Genomic DNA, 19481 nt, shown 5'->3' with positions numbered 1-19481 from the left:
GCGTATGGAGCCAGAATGCAGGGCGGCCCGGGCTGCTCAGTCGAGGGTGAACGGATCCCTGGACCGCGCCTCCCTCTGGTCGAAGAAGAGCCCGTCCGGCGGCTGGTACAGCTGCAGCGGCTCAGGCGTGTGGTGGCCGCCGACGCAGTGGCCGAACGGCCCTGTGACCGGGTCCGTCAGCGCCCGCCAGTGCGGGTCCGCGTGGTGCAGCCACCAGTTCGACATGCCCAGGGCGGGATCGAAGCGCAGCATCTCCCAGGCCCGCCACAGGGAGTCCAGCCGGGACAGCGCCTGAGCGTGCCTGTACCACTCCGGGCACCAGACCCGTCCGGAGTCCGGGGTGGGAGGGGTCAGCAGATAGGCCAGCCGATCGGCCACGAATTCCTGGACGTTCCCGTAGAACAGCTCTCCCGTGCGGGCGGCCTCCTCCTCGTCGCGCCGGATGTCCTCGAGCGACTCGTCCTGCACCTCGTCGCGGGGTGACGTCATGGCGTCATGCTCCTCTTCGCAGTTGTACGTCGATGGCCTCGTCGTGGCGCCCGATGCGCTCCAGAACCGTGACGAGCAGGCGGAGGGTCCAAGTCAGGTCCGTCTGGGCCCGGTGCGGGTCCTGATCCACCAGGCCGCGATAGATGCGGACGGCCCGCCGCGCCGGTTCCACCGCACGGGCGGCCCGGTCCCACTCCTGCCTGCCGCACAGGCTCAACGCCCGGGCCAGCCGTTGGAGGAGGTGCGCGATCCGAGCCGGCGGGAGACCGGGGCGATCGGTCAGCGCCCGGCAGGCCTTCTCCGCCTGAAGTGCGGTGTGCCAGGCGGCGGAGTCGTGCCCCGTCATCGCCTGCCCCTCGGCCAGCCGCAACAGGGCGAAGTAGAGAGGCTGCTCGTGGCCGGCCGGGTCTGTGCCGAGCAGCCTGCGCCGAAGGCGCACCTCGTGTTCCGCGATGCGGACAGCGTCGTGGAAGCGGCTCGTCATCATCAGCGCACGGCACAGCTGCGTGCAGGTGTCGGCCAGTTGGACCTCCTGCCGCGCCCCTCCCGCCGAGAGCTCAACGCGGAGTTCATATGCCTCCCGCAGTACGGGAACCGCCCGCTCGGCCGTCACTCCCCAGGACGCCAGATAACTGGTGCCGAGGTCATGCAGGCAGAAGGCCAGCCCCTGACGTCCCTCCCCGCTGTCGCGGGACAGCCGACGGTAGTGCGGTAGCGCCTGACGCAGCAGGATGCGTACCGCGACCTGCCGGTCGTGCCTGCGGTACAGGTCGGAGCTGTCGTGGAGGGTGTGGGCGTACCCCTGTGTGTAGAGGCTGGGGGCATACTCGCTGAGGCGGCGCCGCATGTCGAGGGCCTGGTTCAGGGCGGTCAGCGCGTCCGTCGAGCGGTCGAGTGCGTCGTAGGAGAGGCCGAGTGCGAGAGCGGTTCCGGAGCGTGCCTTCAAGTTGCTCGCGCTGAGCGGCAGTCGGGCCTGCGCGTAGATTTCGAGAGCCTCCTCGAAATGCTTCACCGCCGCTCGGTGGTTTCCCTTGTCCGCATGGAAGGAGGCGAGCGAGCTCACCGACTGGGCCAGGCCCGGCACCGTGGTCCCGTATGGATCGCGCGCCAGGTCCCGGCGATGACGGATGGCCTCTCCGATGTAATTCTGTGCCGCTGGGAAGTCTTCGGCCTCGTGCTGCTCCCAGGCGAGGTTGTGCAGCATCTGCGCCAGTGTGGGGCGGTGGACGCCCGGAAGATCCCGGGCCAGCGGGCGCAGTAGTCCGATCGCCTCCTGTACGAGCGTCATCGCCTCGCCGGGCGGTCGCGCGGCGGCGTTGGAGTCGACCGCCAGGACCATCAGAGCGCGCGCAAGGTCGGCGGTGTAGGAGTCGGGGTTCTCTCCCGCCAGCCGGCGAGCGGTCTCGACCGCCTCCTCGCTCAGCGAAACCGCCTCCGAATGCCGCTGGAAGCGCCAGAGGTTCGTGCCCCGTGCCACCAGCGCGTCGGGGAGCAGGAGCGGATCCAGATCGGGGTGCCGGGCCACCAGCTCGCGGGCACGTCGGACGGCCTCGTCGGTGTGGTCGTCGGACCTGGCGATCTGGTCGAAGGAAATCGCGTTCGGATCGAGCTGCCAGACCACCAGCGACTCGTTGACGAGCGCTCGCACCAGGCCGTGCTCGCGCTTCTCCCGCTCCTCGCCGTCCTCGGCCGCCAGCGCGCGGAAGAGACCCAGGGCCTGCTCTCCGGCGTCGTGTGCCTCCATCAGGCGTCCGGTCATGCTCAGGGCACGCGAGAGCGCCAGCAGCGAGTCGGCCCACTCCGTGCGGTGCGTCGTCGCCCCGTTGTCCGCCAGCCGTTCGCGTATCGCCGCTGCGGCGCCGGCCGCATCCCGGGCGTCCTCCCAGTCGCCGACCGCCAGGTGCCGCTCGGCCAGGTTGTGCAACGCCCACGCGCGGTCCCTCAGGGCCTGCGGATCGTCCTCCGTCGCGCGGCAGAGACGGCTCAGTTCGCTGGCGACATCGAGCGCGTACTCGCGCAGCACATGGGACTGTTCCGGCAGGGTGTCGGAGTGGGCGCGCAGCATCGTGGCGGTCAGCGGTACGTCGGCGGGCACGGAGCGCAGCGCCTCACGCAGCCGGTCGATGACGGTGCGCGCCCTGTCCGGGCGGCCTTCGTTGACATGGGCCACGGCGGACCGGGCCAACACGGTGAGGGTCTGCACCCGCTGGTGGTCCGGGGACCGGGCGAACAGCCTCCCGAGCAGCCTCGGGTCATCGATGACCTGCTCGGAGGCGTGGTACTCGGCAAGCCGGTCCGGCTCCAACTGGCCCCAGTAACGGTCCTCGGACGGCGGATACAGCTCGCGCAGCCAGGCGCCGATGTCCGACCTCAGTGACGACGGTTCATCAGGCAGCAGCCGTGCGAGGGTCTCGCGGGCCTCCCCCTCGTCCCGCACGGGACACAGCACGGCCGCCGCCACAGCGTCAGCGAGCAGATTCTTCGCCCGCCGCCCCATCTCCCACCCGTCTGCGCTCTGCAGCCAGTACTTTTTCTCGTGGCCCAGGAGTTGGGCCTCCAGCGGTTCCTCGTCCTGCGGGGTGATCCGAACGCGGCGCAGCAGTTCGGCCAGTGCCGCCATCTGCGCGGTCAGCGCCGTCTCGGTCCTTGGGCCCCCTCCGGGGCGGGCCGCGGGGAGCGCGTCCGCGACGCCGGGCCAGTCCACGCCCGTTTCGTCGGTCACCTCCGCCATGCGTCGGGAGAGATCGCGGGCCGCCGTCCGGAACGCCTGGTCCCGGTCGGCGGCGGCGGGGCTGAGGGCGTGCAGCCTGATCTCGCGGAGGGCGCCGGTCGCCCTGATCTGCCACGAGCCGATCGAACGGGCGAGCAGCAGCAGGCGCACCGTGTGTCCGGCCCGCTCGGTCTGCTCCCGCAGCTCCCTGACCAGCTCGGGCCGGGTCTCGGCGTAGTCGACGACCAACAGCTGCGGGTGCTGGACGGTGCGCAGCACCCGCAGGTCGAGCGGCTCGCGGACCAGCTGACCGGCCACCCAGCCGCGGTCCCGCATCCGTGCCATCAGCTGCCGCGCCAGCCGGCTCTTGCCCTGCCCGCCCGGACCGGTGAGCACACGGACGGAGGGCAGGCCGTCCGGATCTGTCACACACCACTGCACCAGGTCGGTGAGCGTGTCCTCCCTGCCGTGGAAGGACACGACCTCGGCGTCGGCCCGCAGCAGCATGGTGAGGGAGGTCACCTCCCGTTTGGGCGGGGTCGGCTCCAACAGGCCCGCGAGCTCGGCCGGTTCGGGCGTCGGGTCGACGGAGGTCGCCTCGCGGACAACCGCGCGGAACTCGGCACAGGTCAGCAGGTCGTCGCTGCGGGTGAACGTCAGCCGTGTGCCCTGGCCGGGCCGGCGGTCGTCTCGCACCACGCCGAGCAGCAGTTCCCCGTCGCGTGGGAAGACGGCCGCGCCCGATATCCCTGACCACGGGGTGGTCGTCGCGGACCCCTCGATGTCGCCCCACAGCGGGTCGGCGGTGTCGAGGATCTCGGAGGCGTTCGTGCCGCCGTGCGGCCTCACCCAGCCGGTCAGCGACTCCCAGCCCCGGTGGCCCAGCGGCTCCCCGCCTCGCACGGGTTCGGTCCGCTGTTGCCGGGGGAATCCCGCGACGGCGACCTCCATGTGGGTGCCGCCCGTCACGAACCGGCCCCAGCGCTGCGGGCGGCGACCGCGGGGGCCGCGCAGCGGCTCGGGTACCGGCCATTCCCGGTCGGCCGGGATCTCCAGCAGGGCGGCGTCCACGGTGTCGTCATGCCTTCGCCACCGCACGACCGCGGAGACCGTCGCGCCCGACTCGGGAAGAACGATCTCTGCCTGCCCGTGGAGCGGCGGCGCCACATGCGCGGCGGTCAGGACGAGCCGCGGCGCGATCAGATAGCCGGTGCCGAAGCTCACGTCGGGGACCCAGACCTGAACGACCTGCTTCAGCTGCATCAGCTCGCCCCCGGAATCGCTCGGCTCACTCGACGTCACCCACGGCCACGTCCCCGCCACCGCGGCGCTCCGGGTTCAGACGCAGGGTCACGCGCTGGGTGGAGCGTGCCGAGCGCTCCCGGCGGGCGTCGGCCTCCACGACGCCGAACCGCAGCGCGCCGCCGCCGTTCCTCGTCCGCACCAGCTCGATCTCGAACTCCGCGGTGATCTCGCCCAGTACGAAGCGCAGCGGGGAGCCCTGGCCGCGGCGTTGCGCCTCCGACAGCTGGTCGCGCAGTACCTCAATGGCGTCAGCCAGGTCCAACCAGTCCTCGTCGTGCTCGCCACGCGCCATGCTCACCCTCCGTCACCCCGTCATCGTGCGCATACATCTACATCGTAGTGATGATGAGTCAGGGATGGGTCGTTCCTACCCGACCGCCGACCACTGCGCAGGCCAACGAACGGAATAGGCCAGCAGGATCGGTGACACGTTCGTTCGTGACGCAGTGGGGCGCAGGAGCGGAGCGGATAGACCGGGCGAGCTTCCGCTACCCCCTTATTGGTGGTTTGCCCTGGAAGGTGAAGAAGGGGCGCGAAAGCTCCCCTAGGAGGCCACTGAAGATCTCGCTCCGGCCGCCAGGCTCACACCGGATTGCCGGTAAATGTCAATCGTCATGAAACGGTGCAAGCCGGGCGCGATTCCAAGATCTTCAGGACGCTCCTAGCGTGGGTCGTGCCGTGGCCTGTGGGGCTGCGGCGCGGTGTCTTTTCCCTGGGCACCGGAGCCGTAACGGACAAAGCACTGATGTCGAACTTCCAGACTGGCGAGATTCCCCCCGGCTTCGCGTTCACGGGGTCCCGCCGGTAATGCTCCAGGATTCAAGCGACGCCGACACGAGGGAAGCGAGGGCACATGCCCGACATCCACACAGACTCGATCAACGGCCCGTTCATGTTCATCCACGAGGTGACCGGCGACGGCGGCTATCTGATCAAGAGCTACGAGAACAACCGCTCTCTGACCGCCTCGACCACCGCGGCCGGTGACTTCCCGCGTCTGCAGGAGAAGGACGGGGGCATCCGGCAGCAGTGGATCTTCCGCCGCGTTCACGACGGCATCGACAGCTACGCGATCATGCCCAGCGCTTAGCCCGGCTACGCCCTCGCGCCGCAGAGCGACAGCCCCCTGAATAACGTGTGCGTTGTCCCAACCCCGATGTGGGATGCGCCGCCTTCCTTGTCGCAGTGCTGGAAGGTGGCCAACCAGCCCAAGAAGTAGCCCGGTCACCGACGAGGGCCCCGCGCGGTGGGGGCCCTCGTCCAGCCTTGATCCGTCATCTCGCCAAGAAAAACGGCGCCTAACATACTCCGGCGGCCGGCCGCTGCGGTGCGTCATTGCCCGGTAACGATCCAGGCTCCCCCATCGCCGTACCGCTTCCGCTCGAACCCGAGCGTATACACGACCTCGTTCAGCGCATCGTTCATGGCGTGCGTGATCGACTGGCTGCTCAATAGCCGACCACTACCAGTGACGCTGGTGAGGAAGACCAACCGGAATACACCGGAAACGTGCCGTAGACCGCCGTGATCGACCCCGACGGCGAGCGGCGGGGTCGTGCTCAGCGACGTGCCGGGCGACCGCGTCGACTCAGGGGCGAGCGCAGCGTCCCCGGGACCGTAGGGAAGCGTGACGGGAGCGGGCCAGCAGCATCGGCGTGGACGCCCGGGGCTGTGGCGTGAGATGTCCTTCGACATTCTTGGGCGGGGCTGGCGCCCGGGAGAGGGGGTTCGGGCGGTTGGGGAAGGACGGACTGCAGCCGCGCGGTAGCGGCAGCGGATACGAGTCTGCTGTCGTCGTCGGCAAGACCGCGGATCTCGTCGAGGACAGCGCCACGGACGACGTCGTTGCCGATCCGGTGCAGGTGGGCGAGCCCGTCGAGGGCACCAAGCCGGTCGTGGGCGATCGGGCTGCCGATCGCGTTGCGCAGGTAGGCAGGGAGCTTCCAGTTGATGTTGGCGGCAATGACGGTACGGCCCTCGACGTTGTCCTGCTTCTTGGGCCGCTGCTGTGGCATCTCGTCGACGACCCGATCGTGGACATAGCTGTACAACTCGTCGAGAGTGATGTCGCCATCGCCATCGAGGTCTGCGCTGCCGTCCCGCAGGCCCGCCACCAGGTAGCGGGTGAACACCGACTGCACCGCCTGGCCCTGCGGCTGATTCCCTTCGAACGAGTACTGGGTCGCGTCCGACGCGGTCAGCACCGTGCGGCCACGGCCCTGAAAACGCTCCAGCGCGTGCACACCGGCGTCGGCCTTGGCCAGGCGGCCGGCCGGGAACGCCCCGCTGTAGCAGCAGCCGAGGACGAGCACCTTCTGCCGCGAGACGCAGCCCTCCATCGCCTGATCGATCTGCTCGGCCGACAGCGCGGTGAACAGCAGGCTGTCGCGGCGGGTGTTGGTCATCGCCAGATACAGGCGGCCGTCGTCGTCCTTGAGCCCGTGGCCGGTGAAGTACAGCAGGGTCAGGTCGTCGCGGCGGCGGTCGCGGTAGAAGTCGCCGATGGCCTCGCCGACCCGGTGATGCGGCTCGTTGACCAGGGTGGTGACCTCGAACCCGGCGATGGCCGGGTCGCGCAGCACCGCGGCGAGCGCCTCCGCGTCGTGCGCCGGTGCGGTCAGCCGCCGCAGTCCGGTGTCCTGGTAGTCGTAAGTGGCGATCAGCAGCGCCAGCCGGCGTCCCACGGCTAACCACCCGTGTGGCGGCGGACGTAGGCATCGACCAGTTCGCGCCGCTCCGCGTCGGAGGCCCGCTCCAGTTCAATCGTGTCACCGTCGATGGTCAGCGAAACCCGATGCCGGGCGGAGGACCTGCCAAGCCAGTCGCGCACGGCCTCGATGAGCGCGGTGAACACGCCACCGGACGCGCTCAGCGCTACGACGACTGCCCCCACCGCGACCGCCTCGGCGCCCTTCGCACCGTCAGGAGCCGGGGCGCCAGGCCCGGAGTGGACCGACTCGACATCCAGCTCGGCGATCTCGACCCGCAGCTGGCGCGCCAGCCGTTCCGCCGCTTCCAGGCCCAGTTCGGGGTCGGGCGCGATGATCAGGAGTACCTTCACCAAGCCGCCTGCCCAGTGATCTGTGTGCCCGGTTCTCATCGAGGCGTCGTCCTGCATGCGTCCCCGGTGGCGAGTTGTCACGAAGCCGTACCTCACAGTGTGGCGGCACACGGCAGCCCGCGGCAGCCGGTCGGGACTACTTACCGAGTCGACAAGCTGGCTGACCTGAAAGGCGGGTACTGGATACCGGAGTACGGCTGCACGGCTGTTGCGTCTGTCCATCCTCGACCCGATCGCCACCGTCCGGCGGCGCTGCCGCCTTCGGACGCGAATCGGCCGGGCCGCGCCGGGACGGATGTGGTTCGCAGAAATGAGTAGTTGGGGTAGGACCGGAATACGAGCCCTCGAAGCCTCCGGCGTGCACCGGCTCTTCCAGGAACAGATCAGCACCCGGGGCAGGGAACGCCCCGAGATGCAGGCCGCCCTGGCGGCGGCCTGCGAGTACCGCTCGCTCGGCGCGAGGGTCACCCTCGTGGTGCACGAGTTGAAGCGCCTGGGGCGCGGCGCCCTGGAACTGCTGGAGGTCGCCGACCAGGCCGCCGGCCGCGACGACGGTCTCGAACCCCATCGCCGGTGCCGGGACCGGAATCAGCATGGTGACCGGCGCTGCGGGCCCGGCCGCGTGGGACGGTTCCTCGGGGGAGGCAGGAGCGGCTGGAGCAGTGACAAGCGTCGGTTCCGACCACGACGGGCAAGATCGAGAGGTGGCAGCAGACCCACCACCGTGAACTGCTCGACGTCTCCGGTCCGTTCGCTGGCCTGCCCGCAGCCCAGGCCGCGGTCGATGCCTGGGGTACACACCTACAACACGGCCAGGTCCCACCCGCGGCCCAGCCGTCGCTTCGGACGGATCCGCCCGAAGCACGCCGCACAAGGCCGGATTGCCCGCACAGTGCGTTCACCAGCCCGGTGCGCATTTCCTGGTCACGCCGTATGCGGAGTCGTGATCAGCCCACTGTGTAGAAGGTGACAGAGGTGATTTCGTCGTTCAGCGAGCCGTAGAACTCCGTTCCGTCGGGCCTCTTGAGGGAGATTCTGTCGTTGAGGTTGGGCACCTGCTTGTCGAAGTACATGATCATTTTGTCGCCTCCGAAGTCGTGGTCCCTGTACGCCCAGGCTTCGTAACCCGTGGGCGTGTTCATGTAGGCGGAGGTGACCCTGTCGTTCGCCCCGGAGGCCTGGAGGTTGCTGACGCTGCCCGTGATCACCCAGATGCGACCGTCCTCCGTGCCGTTGAAGTCGTGGTCGTCATACAGACACAGTGCCGGGCGGGGGCAGGCACCCAGCCCGTGACCGCTGATTTCACGGATCGGGTCGGCAGCCGCGTTCGCCGGCCCATGAGGCGCCACCAATGCAGCGACAGCAAGGACAGCTGCCGCGAAGCTCTTCTTGATCATGCTGCGCTAACGATGATCGACTCCGTCGGACACGGTAGCGAATGCGTGACAGTGGCCAACGGGAATTCCCCGTGGATGGCCAGCACGGAGGTGACGCTCTGCACCGATGCGGATAGGGGGCCGCGGAGATACCGAGGCCCTGAACCAGGCTGCTGATCGTCGAGGTCGCTACCTCTGGCCTGACGGTTCGACACCGTCACCACAATGATCATGGTGTCCGCTGAGACAGTGACTCGTTTCTTCTCATGGGGCGGTCGCGGGGATCGCCGATCATGGAAAGAGCACTCACCGATGACGCAGCCCGTTCGTATCGTTTTCCGCTCCGCACTGCGCGACGCGCCCGCCGTCGGCGAGGGTCTGCGGGTGGCGCTGTACCAGGGGCAGGGGCCGGTAGGCAGCCGGGAGGCGGTGCAGCAGAACATGGACCGCCTGGTTGAGGTCACCGCTCTGGCTGCGGCCTACGACTGCCAGGTGGTGGTGTTTCCCGAGAAGTACACCACCGGCTACGCCCTCGGCCCCGGCCAGTGCCGGGAACTGGCAGAGCACCGCGAGGGGCCCTCGATCGACCGGGCCCGGCTGGCCGCCAAAGAGAACAGCCTGTCCGTGGTCCTGCCCTACCCCGAACGCGACGGGAGCGACTTCTACGACTCCATCAGCGTGATCGCCGCCGACGGGCAGGTGGCCGCCAACTACCGCAAGACCCACTTGTACGGCGCCGCAGAACGACGCAACTACTCCTTCGGTCAGGACCTGCCGCCCCTCGTGACGATCAACGGCATCACGGTAGGCGTACTGAACTGCTACGAGTGCGAGTTCCCGCCGCTGTACCAGTACCTGGCCGAGCACGGTGCACAGATCGTGCTCGGCCCCACCGCGGCCGACGGCCACTTCCGTCTGGCTGACGGCACCATGAGCCGCGTTCCGTACCAGGACGCCACCCGCCACATCATCCCCGCCATGGCCAGCGTCTGGCGTCTGTTCGTCGCCTACGCCAACCGCCGCGGCTGGGAACAGGTCCCCGCCGGCGCCTGGCAGTACCAGGGAAACTCCGGCATCTGGGGACCCGACGGCGAACCGCTGGTGGTGGCCACCGTTGAGGACCGCCACCAGGACTGCCTCCTGATCGCCGACTGCCTGCCCGCGACCATCCCGCCCTTCAGCCCTGAGGGTCACCACCCCACCGACAACCGCCTGGCCCTCAATCCGGCCCTACGCCCCGCCCACTGAGAACGGAAGCCTGCCACCTGGCAATGCACGCAGCGTCACCGTCCAGGGCCGGATAACTCCCCACTGACTGGCCGCCAGTGGGGAGTTATCCGGCCACTCTCAAACTGCCGCATGCCTGAATCGTGCGTGCTGACGGGACCGTGCTGGACCCGACCTGGGATGACGCACCCGGCCGCGCCTACATCGGCATTCCGATCGCCAACTCCCGGCTGTGGCCCGTTGACGGTGGAGGCTTGCTCCAGGACTTCGACCGGACCTTGCCGTTGCTGCGCGACGACATCCCGCGAAGTGCGCTTGGTGATCCAGACTGCCCGCTGACCGCGGAAGGGCACTCGTGGGCAACGACCACGGGAAACGCTCTCCGGCATCCCGGTAAGTGCCGGTGCCAGAGAACCGGGGCACCATCTGCCAGCGAGTTTCGTCGGTCCCCCTGCCTGCAGCTGCGTGGCGCGTCGCCTGCTCCGGGGCCTTCTCCGTTCACGAGGCACAGGGATGGGGTCGGGCTGTCGGCTTCTGGATGGGCGCGGGTTCAGACGTGGCCCGCCAGACCAGCCGAGGACCAGACCTGTCAGCGGCTGCACGAGCCCGCCCGCGCCGCTACGGGCACCAGGTCCTCTGCCCCGCCGCCCTCGCCGTCAACTCCTCTGCCCCATCCGCCCGTTGCTGGGACCGGGATGATCTCTCCGACGAGTCGCCGCGACATAAGCGCGACAGCAGCAGGCGATGGTAGGCACTCGCCCTGCCGAGGAGTGGCGATGACCCAGGACGGCTATCGGGACCTGCGGGTCCCGGATGACAGCGGACAGCCGGCACGTGAGGAAGTCGCCCGGCTGATCTACGCCTTCGACGCGACCGCGGACGAGCGCCGCACCCGCGCCGACTACCTCCAGGTCGCCGACAACGCGCTGGCAGTCCTCGCCCAGGGGTGAAGGCCGCAGACCGTCCGCCGTACCGATGCTTCGGGCTATCGGTCACCAGCCCGTCCGGACACCTCGGCCCGGGTCCCGGGGCGGACGCGGAAGCGAGCGGACAGCCAACAGCGTGCACAGCGTCGCCATGGGCAGCTCGGCGCCCATGGCCATCACGACGGCCGTGGTGAACTCGGTGCCCGCGGCCGAAGTTGTCACATCGAACCAGGCATCGGTGACCAGGAGGGCGGCGGTGGCCGTGGCCGTGAGAGCGCAGCGGGGATCCCCGCGCAGCAGCAGCCGACCGGTGGTGGCCAGACCGAGCGCCTCAAGGGCGTCGAGTCCCACCCAGGCGGTCGACCAGTGACGGACGCGCGTGGTGCCCGGCAGGGTCTTCGCGAGGACGACGAGCCAGGGCAGCATCGCGACGCCGCAGCCGACCAGCGCCAGGCCGAGGCAACGGGGCTCGCCACCGCGCCACTTAGGTCGCGACGACGGCCCAGGACCGGGCGTCGTCTCCGCGTCGTACGGAACTCCGGTCTCCTGGAGTTCGGTGACCGTCCGCCCCGCGGACCGCGGCTGCTGAGGCGTCTGCTCACGGTGGGCTCCCGGATCTTGCGCGTGTGGTGCGTCCATGGCGTCTTCCACCCCGTCTCTGTCAGTACCGCAGCGGGTCTGCGGCCTGGTGGAAACAGCGTGGCTGCGGGGCGCGCGAAGGTCAGTAACGGACGGATCCGGCTTCGGGGTGGTGCGGACTTCACCATCGAACCTGAAGACAGGTGCATGGTCCCCGCCCCACCTGGAGCTTTACGGTCGGTCCATGACGCTCCCCTCCGTACTCGGACCGCCCCGCCGTCTACTGCGACGACGGGCCAGGACGGCCCGGCAGGACACCGCCTTCCTGGCCGCGGGTGTGGTGCCGCATCTCGCCGCGATACCGGCGTGGCTGTGGCTCGGGGCCAAGCCGATCGTCAGATCGGCGCACACGCCTTGGGACATCGTTCCCGGGCTGGTCGCCGTCGTCCTCCTGCTCCTCCTGGTCGCGCTGCCGCTGACGGCGGCTCAAAGGTGGCGTCATCAAGAACTGCTCGGAGCGGACATCCCTCGCTCCCCGTCGGCCTCGGCAGCGGCGGCGGCGGGACAGCGTCTGGGGCCGCATCACCTGCTCCGTCTGTTCACTTCCGCGCAGACCTGGCGGAAGGCCGCCTACCACACGCTCCTTGGGCCGCCTCTCGCCGCCGCGGAAGTGCTGGTCCTGGCCGTATGGGGCACCGGAATCGGGTGCGCCACCGTCTACGGGTGGATGTGGGCCACGCACACGGGACTCACCCAGGCGGCATACGTCACCGCGGTAGGCGTGCTGCTCCTCGCCGCGGCGCCCCCGCTCGCCGCGACGGTGACCCGGTTGGAGACGCGCGCGGCGCGGGCGCTGCTCGGGCCCAGCCGTGCGCAGCGACTCGAGCGGCGGGTCACGGATCTCGCCGTCAGCCGCGCCGACCTGGCCGAGGCGGCCGACGCCGAGCGCCGCCGGATCGAACGCGATCTGCACGACGGCACTCAGCAGCGCCTGGTCTCCCTCGCGGTCAATCTGGGGCTGGCCAGGGCGACGCTCACGGACCTGCCGGACGAGGCGCGCAGGGTGATCGACGAGGCGCACCGTGAGGCGAAGGAGGCCATCAGCGAACTGAACGACCTCGTCCGCGGACTGCATCCCGCGGTGCTCGACGATCGCGGCCTCGACGCGGCGCTGTCCGGCCTGGCCGCCCGGGTACCGTTGCCCGTACGCCTCCACGTCGACCTGGACGGGCGTGTGGCGCCCGGCGCCGAATCGGTCGCGTACTTCGTCGTCTCCGAGGCGCTGACCAACGTCACCAAGCACGCCCGCGCCACACGCGTGGACGTAAGCGTACGGCGGACCGGAAAGGTGGTGCGGGTGGAGGTCACCGACGACGGTGTGGGTGGCGCCGACACGGCCGCCGGCACCGGGCTGACCGGGCTGGCGGGGCGCGTCGGTTCCGTCGACGGCGTCTTCCGGATCAGCAGCCCCGCCGGAGGCCCGACCACTGTCGCCGCGGAGCTGCCGTGGGAGTCGCTGTGCGAGCGGTGATCGCCGAGGACTCCGTGCTGCTGCGGGTGGGGCTGGTCAAGGTGCTTGAGATGGCGGGCTTCGAGGTCAGGGCCGAAGTGGGTGACACCGAGGCGCTGTTGGCCTCGGTCGGGGAACACCGGCCCGATCTGGCCCTGATCGACGTCCGCATGCCGCCCGGTTTCACCGACGAGGGAGTGCACGCGGCGCTGGCAATCCGGCGGCAGTGGCCGGCGACGGCCGTCGTGCTGCTGTCCCAGTACGTCGAGGAGCGGTACGCCGCCGACCTGCTGACCGCCGACACCAGCGGCGTGGGCTATCTGCTCAAGCAACGCGTCGCCGACGTCGAGGAGTTCGCCGCGACAGTACGGCGGGTGGCGGCCGGCGGCACGGCACTGGATCCGCAGGTCGTCGCCCAGCTGCTACTGCGCCGTGACAGTGACCCGCTGGAACGGCTGACGCCGCGCGAGCGAGAGGTACTCGCCCTGATGGCCGAAGGCCGCTCGAACGCCGCCATCGCCGGAGACCTGGTCGTCACCGACAGCGCGGTCGCCAAACACATCAACAACATCTTCGCCAAGCTCGACCTGCCCCCTGCGGACGGCCATCACAGGCGCGTCCTTGCCGTACTGCGTTTCCTGCACGCCGCCCCCAACTGACGGACCGTCACTTGAACGTCGGCTTCCCCTCCCGGCAGGGCCACCGGCAGCCCCACGGGCCCACCGCGAGACAAGCCACCTTGAACGAGACGCTTGTCACCCCAGTGGGTGACCGCACCCTCGACAACAGCCACCGGGCATAGAGGGTCAGGCCGGTGTGCGGACTTTTGGGCCGACTCGCCTGAGGGTGAGGAATGCCTGAGCGGCCATGACGAGGGTGACGTGGTGGTGCCAGCCGCGCCAGGTGCGGCCCTCGAAGTGGTCCAGCCCGAGGCCATGCTTGAGCTCGCGGTAATCGTGCTCGATCCGCCAGCACATCTTGGCCCACCGCACCAGGTCAGCGGCCATCGCGGACGAGTTGAGGTGCAGCCAGAAGACGGTCCGCCGCTGGTTGCACTGCTTCAACTGCTTGGGCCTGGACGGACTGGAAGATCTGGGCGGGCAGGGCCGCAAACGGCGGAACGCTCAAGGATCATCGGCCTGGTCAAGCAGGCGCCGCTGGGTCGACTGACCGTGTAGGCCGACGGCGAGCTGCCGCGGAGGATGAGTCCGGGCCGCCAGAGTGGACCCTAGGCGCACTGGCCGCCGAAGCCAGGAAGCTAGGCATCGAGGTCGGCCGCAGCCAGGTCCGCCGGATCCTGCTGGCTGAGGGGGTGCGCTGGCGCCGCACCCGGTCCTGGACGAGGTCGAGAGACACAGAGTTCGAGGGAAAAGGACAAGGATCATCGAGCTCTACACCTGCCCGCCGGAGGGCGCGACGGTCGTCTGCGCCGACGAGCTCGGATCGGTGATCCCCCACACGTTCCCGCCGGCGCCGGGCTGGTCGCCGGACGGCCGCCGCATCAAGTCCGAAGTCGACTACGGTCGCGGACCGGCGAAGACCTGGGTCTACGGCGCACTGCGAGTACAGGACGGATACGAGGTCACCATGACCGCTTCCTCCCGCAACAGTGCCTTCTAGCAGCAGTTTCTTCACATCGTCGAGGCAGCCAATCCCACCAGGGACATCAACGTCGTCACCGACAACCTGTCCTCGCACAACAGCCTGTCCATCCGGACGTCGCTGAAGGGCCACCCCAGAATCCAGCACGTCTTCATCCCCGTCGGCGCCTGCTGGCCCAACCTCCAGGAAGGCTGGTGGCGCATCTTCCGCAAGGCCGCCCTCGCAGGCCAGTCCTTCACGGGACCAGCCGAGATCGAACACGCCACCCGCCTTGCAACATCCCAGCTCAACACCCGAGCCCAGCCCTGGGTATGGGGCAGACCCGCACCACCAACTCGCCTGCTACGGCGCCGATATGTGTACATTCAATGAGGAATCCAGCACTAGTTACCCGTTGCAAGGCGGTTGAGGACTTCCACCGGAGTGAAGCTCCAGCCGACGAGGCGTGGTCCGCTCCAGTTGATGCCGATCATGTATCCCTCTCGGGCTGCATCAGGCAGGTCGCGATCGCGCCAGGCATCCAGGGACATGGATTCAACACTTCGAAGATCAGCCGGTGGCCGTTCATCTATGCGGGCACCATCCCGATGCCGGAGCAAACCCCCGGATCAGGTCGAACCCGTACACCATCTCCATGGACGCAACCCCGGGCTTCCTGCGCCATCCCGGACAAACCGGACTACTCCGCTCTGGCGGGCCTCTCGGAAGAATGCTGCCGCTTGCGAACCACTGTGACTCATGTCGCGTGAGCCTGGCGTTCCCCGTCACTCATTTTCGTTGGCGGTTCTTAATGCCGTCGGCCGACGATGGGGACTGCCGCAGGCCCGAGGCCGTTTCCGGGGGCGGGTGGGAGGAGGCGCCGACCGTGGACCTCGTGGCGTACTGCGGGTTCACCCGGGGAGGCCAACAACCCGTCGTCAAGATGTTGAGTGCGTAGGCGCGGGCCACCAGGGCGGAGCGGTTGGGGGCCTTGAGTTTCCGCATCATCACGCTGATGTGGTATTCGATCCCGTGACTGCTGAGACCGAGCCGCGAGGCCAGTTGCTGAGTGGACAACCCGTACGCCACTCCTTCCAGAACGTGCGCGGGGACCTCGGCCAGCGCCACCGGCGCCGGGGCCAGGGCGAGCGGGGTGCTCTGCTCGGTGTTCGGGATGACGAGCACGAGCGCGGCCCAACGGGCGCAACCGGCGCAGGAGACGAACGGCACGGTGTTGACGGAGATGGCCGTGACCAGGCAGTCGTTCTCCTCCCCGTCCGCGCCCAACAGCGTCGCGGGGACGCTGAAGTCCCCGTGCCTGCCGTCGAGGAGCTGCCACAAGTGCTCTTGTAAGTTCTCCCTGGCCGTCGGGTGGAAGTACCGCGACAACGGCTCACCTCGGGCCTCTGCGCGCGTGAGGCTGATCTGCTCACAGAACGCGTCATTGGCCTCCACGATCCGCAGGCCGGCATCGAGGTGAATCGTGCCCAGTTCTGCGGCAACCCCTGTCGGGGTCTCCGGCGCCGGTCTGACGGCGGCTCGCACAGTGGGGGGATCCGGGCGCTCGTTCGCAGACAAAGCAGTACCTCTCTCGCGTGGCGCGATGCCTGAGGGGTGGGGGGCAAGGCTCGGAGGATGTGAGGTTCGGCGCGAGGCGAGGGCGCGGAGTTCGCGGGAGCCTCCGGACACGTAGACCGCTGCGCTCGCCCCTCTGGGAAACGGCGCGATTCGGCTTCGGGTGACCTATTTCAGGGGCTGAAATTCAGGACGAAGGAAACACTGCCAAACAGAGGTTCGATTCCATCCGGCAGGATGAAACACCTCAGTTTGCCTTGCAGGAACGGCAGTTGGTCAAGAGAGCGGTTCTGTGTGATGGCGCACGTACCGGTCAGCGCGCCATCACACGACACAGAGACCCGCCATCGGGTTCAAACCCTCGACCGGGCAAGGTTGCACAAGGAATGGGTCAACACGTCGGAAGGTTTCTAATAGACCCGCCAGTAACCCGGAATATTGATCTCCCCGGACCAGAAATCCCACACATCCCCGCCAGGATGCGTCCCATTTTTCACGTTTTGTCAAGCGGGGCTAAGGGTTTTCGTAGTCGACCCTCGAAGCTTGAACCTTGTATGGTCGCATTGCCCTCTCCGAAGGGCGGCCGTTTTGCGGTCACGCATGCCTGCGCCTCCCCTTTTTCACGTCCATCGGCGACATGAAAGGGCGTTCAAAAATGATCAGCACGGTCTACGGAAAGACGGTCCGATCGGCAACACAGGGGACTGCATCATGAACATCGAGACAACCATCGCCCATATCCTGGTCGACGACCTGTTCGTGGAAGTTCCACCCTCCCAGATCGGCCCGGACGACAGCCTGCGGGACGTCCTCGGGGTTGACTCTCTCGGATTCACCGAGCTCCGTGCCCAGTGCGAGCACGCGTTCGACATCACCATCTCCGACGAGGATTTCGTGCCGGAGCACTTCTCCTCGATCCGAACTCTGACGAACCTGGTGGCCGGCCTCCGCGCACCCCTGCCCGACACGGCGGGCAACCGGTGACCGGGACGGACACCGGGGCCCGCACACCCAGGACGATGGGGTTCACAGAGCTCAAGGGATGGCTGCGCCATCGTCATCCTATGATTTATCTGGACCGTATCCTCGACTACGAGCCCAGGGAATACGTCACGAGCCTCATGGCCGTGTCCGGACAGACGGACGCCATTTCCGGGCATTTTCCGGAGCGCGCCATCTTTCCGGCCAGCCACATGATGCAGGCGATTGCCCAGTCGGCAATCATTCTGGCCCAGTTGTCGACGTCACCGCTGACAGACGAAGAAATCACCTTGATCGGATCGGTCAAAGCAAGATTCACTCACGTGGTCGTCCCCGGCGACCAGATCATCTTCACGACCCGATGTGAAAGCCTTCGTGACAATGTCCTCGTGTTCTCCTGCCGAGCGACAGTTTCCGGAAAGCCGGTTGCCATGACACGAGGAACGCTGGTCCGCACTAAGATCACGGATCTGGGCGAGCAATTGTGGTGACCACCGACCCTCATATATGGGTCACCGGAATGGCTTGGTCGACCGCCCTCGGTCCAGATGTGAACACCGTGTGGAAATCCCTTCTTGCCAACCTCTCCGGCATCACCGAGGTCGACTTCCCCTTTCCCCTGCGCGGCACACTCGCCGCGACCGTGTCCGCCGTCCCGCTGGACCTGCCTGCGTGGAACCGCCAGCAAGAGATCACGCGCACCACACTGTCGAGAGCACTGGTGGACGCGGGAATCGACGCCGGCGACCCGCGTCTTCTCCCCGTACTGGGAACCAGCTACGGCCCTCACCTCGAACTGCCCGACGTCACCTCCATGTCACGATGGTCTGCCACGGCGGTACGCGACGCCGGCTGTGTGGCGAATCCCGTCACCGTCACCACTGCCTGCTCCGCTGGTTCCGACGCCCTCCTGGCCGGGCTTGCCCTTCTGCGGGAAGGCGCCGCGGAACTGTGCGTGTGCGGAGGGGCGGACGTGCTCACCCCTGGGAAGCGGCTCGGCCACTCACGCCTGGGCACCATGTCCCCCGACGACCTTCGTGCGTTCGACGTCCAGCGCAGCGGTACCGTCCTCGGCGAGGGCGCGGCGTTCCTGGTGTTGGAGCCGGCGACACAGGCCCGTGCCCGGGGAGCCCGACCGCGCGGAGTCATCGCCGGGGCAGGATCCTCGAACGACGCCGCCAGTGCCACGGCTCCTGACCCCTCCGGCAGGAACGTGGTCCTCGCCGTCCAACGCGCCCTGCGGAACGCCGAACTCTCCCGGGAGGACGTCACCCTCGTCAGCGCACACGGTTCGGGGACACCGGTGAACGACGATACCGAGGCTCGGGCCTACAAGCAGTTGTTCACCGACGTACCCAGCCCGCCCGTGCTGTTCGGGACCAAGGGATCGTTCGGGCACGCCCTCGGGGCGACCGGCGCCATCGAGGCGATGACCGTTCTCCAAGCCCTCGACACGGGCTGGGCGCCCCCCGTGCACGCCCTGCGCGATCCCATCCCGGGCCTCCGCCTGCCGATCCCGTCGGAACGACCCATGCCGGTCGCTCCGGGCGCGGGGATCAGCGTGACGCTCGGCTTCGGCGGCTTCAACACCTGTCTCGTTCTCCAGGGACCGGAAAGCGCGGCAGCATGAACGAGTCGATCGCCCGGCTGAACACCGAAGGCCTGGACATCGTCGGTCGGGGAGTCGCCACCCCATCCGACCCGTCGGGTGCACGGAGCAGGCAGCGGACATCCGTCTACGCGGACCCCCTCTCGTGGCTGGTGCTCGACGCTGTGCGGCACGCGATCGACGGCCACAGCGAGGAACTCCTGTCCTCGCGGGAGTTCGTCGGACATGTCGTCGTGAGCGATCACTGCACCACGCACACGATGCGGGGGATCGCGGCGACGCTGGCCGCGGGCCGGATCTCGCCGCTTCGATTCTCCGGAGCGAACCCGGGCTCGGTCTGCAGCCTTCCCTCCCAGTTCCTCGGGTTCAGCGGCCCCAGCATGACCCTCTCGATGCCGCCGGCGCGGGGCCTGCCACCGGCATTGGCCATCTGCCGCGCCTGGCTCCGAGAGGGTTCGGCTACTCACATGCTTCTCACATCCCACGATGCGGACGCCTCCGGCCACCGCGTCACCACCACGGTGCTCCGGGAGACCCGAAAGGGGGACTGAC

General features: G+C 68.5%; 21 protein-coding genes and 1 pseudogene. 12 read left to right on the top strand and 10 right to left on the bottom strand.

Features of this window, described 5'->3' with window-relative positions; genetic code table 11:
* Positions 1-36: 36 nt before the first annotated feature.
* The 3 genes from R6V09_RS00155 to R6V09_RS00145 are packed head-to-tail and all read right to left on the bottom strand — an operon-like array spanning position 37 to position 4796.
* The gene (locus R6V09_RS00155; RefSeq protein ID WP_317879225.1) at positions 37-489 is read right to left on the bottom strand and encodes a DUF4913 domain-containing protein; all 453 of its coding nucleotides are present in this window, start codon (positions 487-489) and stop codon (positions 37-39) included.
* Positions 490-493: 4 nt separating this feature from the next.
* A complete protein-coding gene (locus R6V09_RS00150) occupies positions 494-4462 on the bottom strand; it encodes a tetratricopeptide repeat protein (protein WP_317879224.1) in 3969 nt (1322 codons plus the stop codon).
* Between the two features lie 25 nt (positions 4463-4487).
* Positions 4488-4796 (bottom strand): trypco2 family protein, encoded by a 309-nt coding sequence (locus tag R6V09_RS00145; RefSeq protein ID WP_317879223.1) that lies wholly within the window; start codon positions 4794-4796, stop codon positions 4488-4490.
* A gap of 561 nt (positions 4797-5357) precedes the next feature.
* On the opposite strand from R6V09_RS00145, the gene R6V09_RS00140 reads away from it, so the two are divergent.
* On the top strand, positions 5358-5594 hold the full coding sequence (locus tag R6V09_RS00140; protein WP_317879222.1) for an RICIN domain-containing protein: 237 nt from the start codon (positions 5358-5360) through the stop codon (positions 5592-5594).
* Positions 5595-6063: 469 nt separating this feature from the next.
* Here the strand turns inward: R6V09_RS00140 and R6V09_RS00135 are convergent, their stop codons facing one another.
* Complete coding sequence (locus R6V09_RS00135) at positions 6064-7188, bottom strand: caspase family protein (protein ID WP_317879221.1); 1125 nt, start codon at positions 7186-7188, stop codon at positions 6064-6066.
* A gap of 2 nt (positions 7189-7190) precedes the next feature.
* Positions 7191-7565 (bottom strand): effector-associated constant component EACC1, encoded by a 375-nt coding sequence (locus R6V09_RS00130; RefSeq protein WP_317879220.1) that lies wholly within the window; start codon positions 7563-7565, stop codon positions 7191-7193.
* A 295-nt stretch (positions 7566-7860) separates the two neighbouring features.
* On the opposite strand from R6V09_RS00130, the gene R6V09_RS54495 reads away from it, so the two are divergent.
* Positions 7861-8535, top strand: coding sequence for a recombinase family protein (locus tag R6V09_RS54495; protein WP_442809941.1), 675 nt, complete (start codon positions 7861-7863; stop codon positions 8533-8535).
* On the opposite strand, the gene R6V09_RS00120 is transcribed toward R6V09_RS54495, so the two are convergent.
* Positions 8513-8962, bottom strand: a complete 450-nt coding sequence (locus R6V09_RS00120) for a peptidase inhibitor family I36 protein (protein WP_317879219.1) — start codon at positions 8960-8962, stop codon at positions 8513-8515. The genes R6V09_RS54495 and R6V09_RS00120 overlap by 23 nt on opposite strands.
* Positions 8963-9253: 291 nt before the next feature.
* Between R6V09_RS00120 and R6V09_RS00115 the strand changes: the two genes are divergently transcribed.
* Together R6V09_RS00115 and R6V09_RS00110 are read left to right on the top strand one after the other, a co-directional pair.
* Positions 9254-10189 (top strand): nitrilase-related carbon-nitrogen hydrolase, encoded by a 936-nt coding sequence (locus R6V09_RS00115; RefSeq protein WP_317879218.1) that lies wholly within the window; start codon positions 9254-9256, stop codon positions 10187-10189.
* Between the two features lie 755 nt (positions 10190-10944).
* Positions 10945-11118 carry a hypothetical protein gene (locus R6V09_RS00110; protein ID WP_317879217.1) on the top strand — a complete coding sequence of 58 codons (174 nt, stop codon included), beginning with the start codon at positions 10945-10947 and terminating at the stop codon, positions 11116-11118.
* Positions 11119-11160: 42 nt separating this feature from the next.
* Here the strand turns inward: R6V09_RS00110 and R6V09_RS00105 are convergent, their stop codons facing one another.
* Positions 11161-11733, bottom strand: coding sequence for a hypothetical protein (locus R6V09_RS00105; RefSeq protein WP_317879216.1), 573 nt, complete (start codon positions 11731-11733; stop codon positions 11161-11163).
* A 184-nt stretch (positions 11734-11917) separates the two neighbouring features.
* On the opposite strand from R6V09_RS00105, the gene R6V09_RS00100 reads away from it, so the two are divergent.
* Together R6V09_RS00100 and R6V09_RS00095 are read left to right on the top strand one after the other, a co-directional pair.
* Positions 11918-13204 carry a sensor histidine kinase gene (locus R6V09_RS00100; RefSeq protein WP_317879215.1) on the top strand — a complete coding sequence of 429 codons (1287 nt, stop codon included), beginning with the start codon at positions 11918-11920 and terminating at the stop codon, positions 13202-13204.
* Complete coding sequence (locus R6V09_RS00095) at positions 13192-13842, top strand: response regulator transcription factor (protein ID WP_317879255.1); 651 nt, start codon at positions 13192-13194, stop codon at positions 13840-13842. The genes R6V09_RS00100 and R6V09_RS00095 overlap by 13 nt, the downstream gene beginning before the upstream one ends.
* Before the next feature lie 147 nt (positions 13843-13989).
* Here R6V09_RS00095 and R6V09_RS00090 read toward each other — a convergent pair.
* Positions 13990-14223, bottom strand: a pseudogene (locus tag R6V09_RS00090) (IS701 family transposase); the annotation flags it as partial.
* Here R6V09_RS00090 and R6V09_RS00085 point away from each other — a divergent pair.
* Together R6V09_RS00085 and R6V09_RS00080 are read left to right on the top strand one after the other, a co-directional pair.
* Positions 14162-14353 (top strand): helix-turn-helix domain-containing protein, encoded by a 192-nt coding sequence (locus R6V09_RS00085; RefSeq protein ID WP_317879214.1) that lies wholly within the window; start codon positions 14162-14164, stop codon positions 14351-14353. The pseudogene R6V09_RS00090 and the gene R6V09_RS00085 overlap by 62 nt on opposite strands.
* 276 nt (positions 14354-14629) lie before the next feature.
* Entirely contained in the window at positions 14630-14803 is a 174-nt protein-coding gene (locus tag R6V09_RS00080; RefSeq protein ID WP_317879213.1) for a hypothetical protein, read from the top strand.
* Between the two features lie 365 nt (positions 14804-15168).
* On the opposite strand, the gene R6V09_RS00070 is transcribed toward R6V09_RS00080, so the two are convergent.
* Positions 15169-15315, bottom strand: coding sequence for a hypothetical protein (locus tag R6V09_RS00070; RefSeq protein ID WP_317879212.1), 147 nt, complete (start codon positions 15313-15315; stop codon positions 15169-15171).
* Between the two features lie 238 nt (positions 15316-15553).
* Positions 15554-16309, bottom strand: coding sequence for a helix-turn-helix transcriptional regulator (locus R6V09_RS00065; RefSeq protein WP_317879211.1), 756 nt, complete (start codon positions 16307-16309; stop codon positions 15554-15556).
* A 741-nt stretch (positions 16310-17050) separates the two neighbouring features.
* Between R6V09_RS00065 and R6V09_RS00060 the strand changes: the two genes are divergently transcribed.
* From R6V09_RS00060 to R6V09_RS00045, 4 genes are read left to right on the top strand one after another with little or no spacing between them, the layout of a single operon-like run.
* Positions 17051-17323 carry an acyl carrier protein gene (locus R6V09_RS00060; RefSeq protein ID WP_317879210.1) on the top strand — a complete coding sequence of 91 codons (273 nt, stop codon included), beginning with the start codon at positions 17051-17053 and terminating at the stop codon, positions 17321-17323.
* A 35-nt stretch (positions 17324-17358) separates the two neighbouring features.
* A complete protein-coding gene (locus R6V09_RS00055; RefSeq protein ID WP_317879209.1) occupies positions 17359-17811 on the top strand; it encodes a 3-hydroxyacyl-ACP dehydratase FabZ family protein in 453 nt (150 codons plus the stop codon).
* A complete protein-coding gene (locus tag R6V09_RS00050) occupies positions 17805-18950 on the top strand; it encodes a beta-ketoacyl synthase N-terminal-like domain-containing protein (RefSeq protein WP_317879208.1) in 1146 nt (381 codons plus the stop codon). The genes R6V09_RS00055 and R6V09_RS00050 overlap by 7 nt, the downstream gene beginning before the upstream one ends.
* On the top strand, positions 18947-19480 hold the full coding sequence (locus R6V09_RS00045; RefSeq protein WP_317879207.1) for a coronafacic acid synthetase: 534 nt from the start codon (positions 18947-18949) through the stop codon (positions 19478-19480). The genes R6V09_RS00050 and R6V09_RS00045 overlap by 4 nt, the downstream gene beginning before the upstream one ends.
* Position 19481: the final 1 nt, after the last annotated feature.

It is taken from the genome of Streptomyces sp. W16 (assembly GCF_033194735.1).
Lineage (GTDB): Bacteria > Actinomycetota > Actinomycetes > Streptomycetales > Streptomycetaceae > Streptomyces.
Note: the sequence above shows the minus strand (reverse complement) of the source record. Positions and strands in the feature narration are given on the sequence as shown.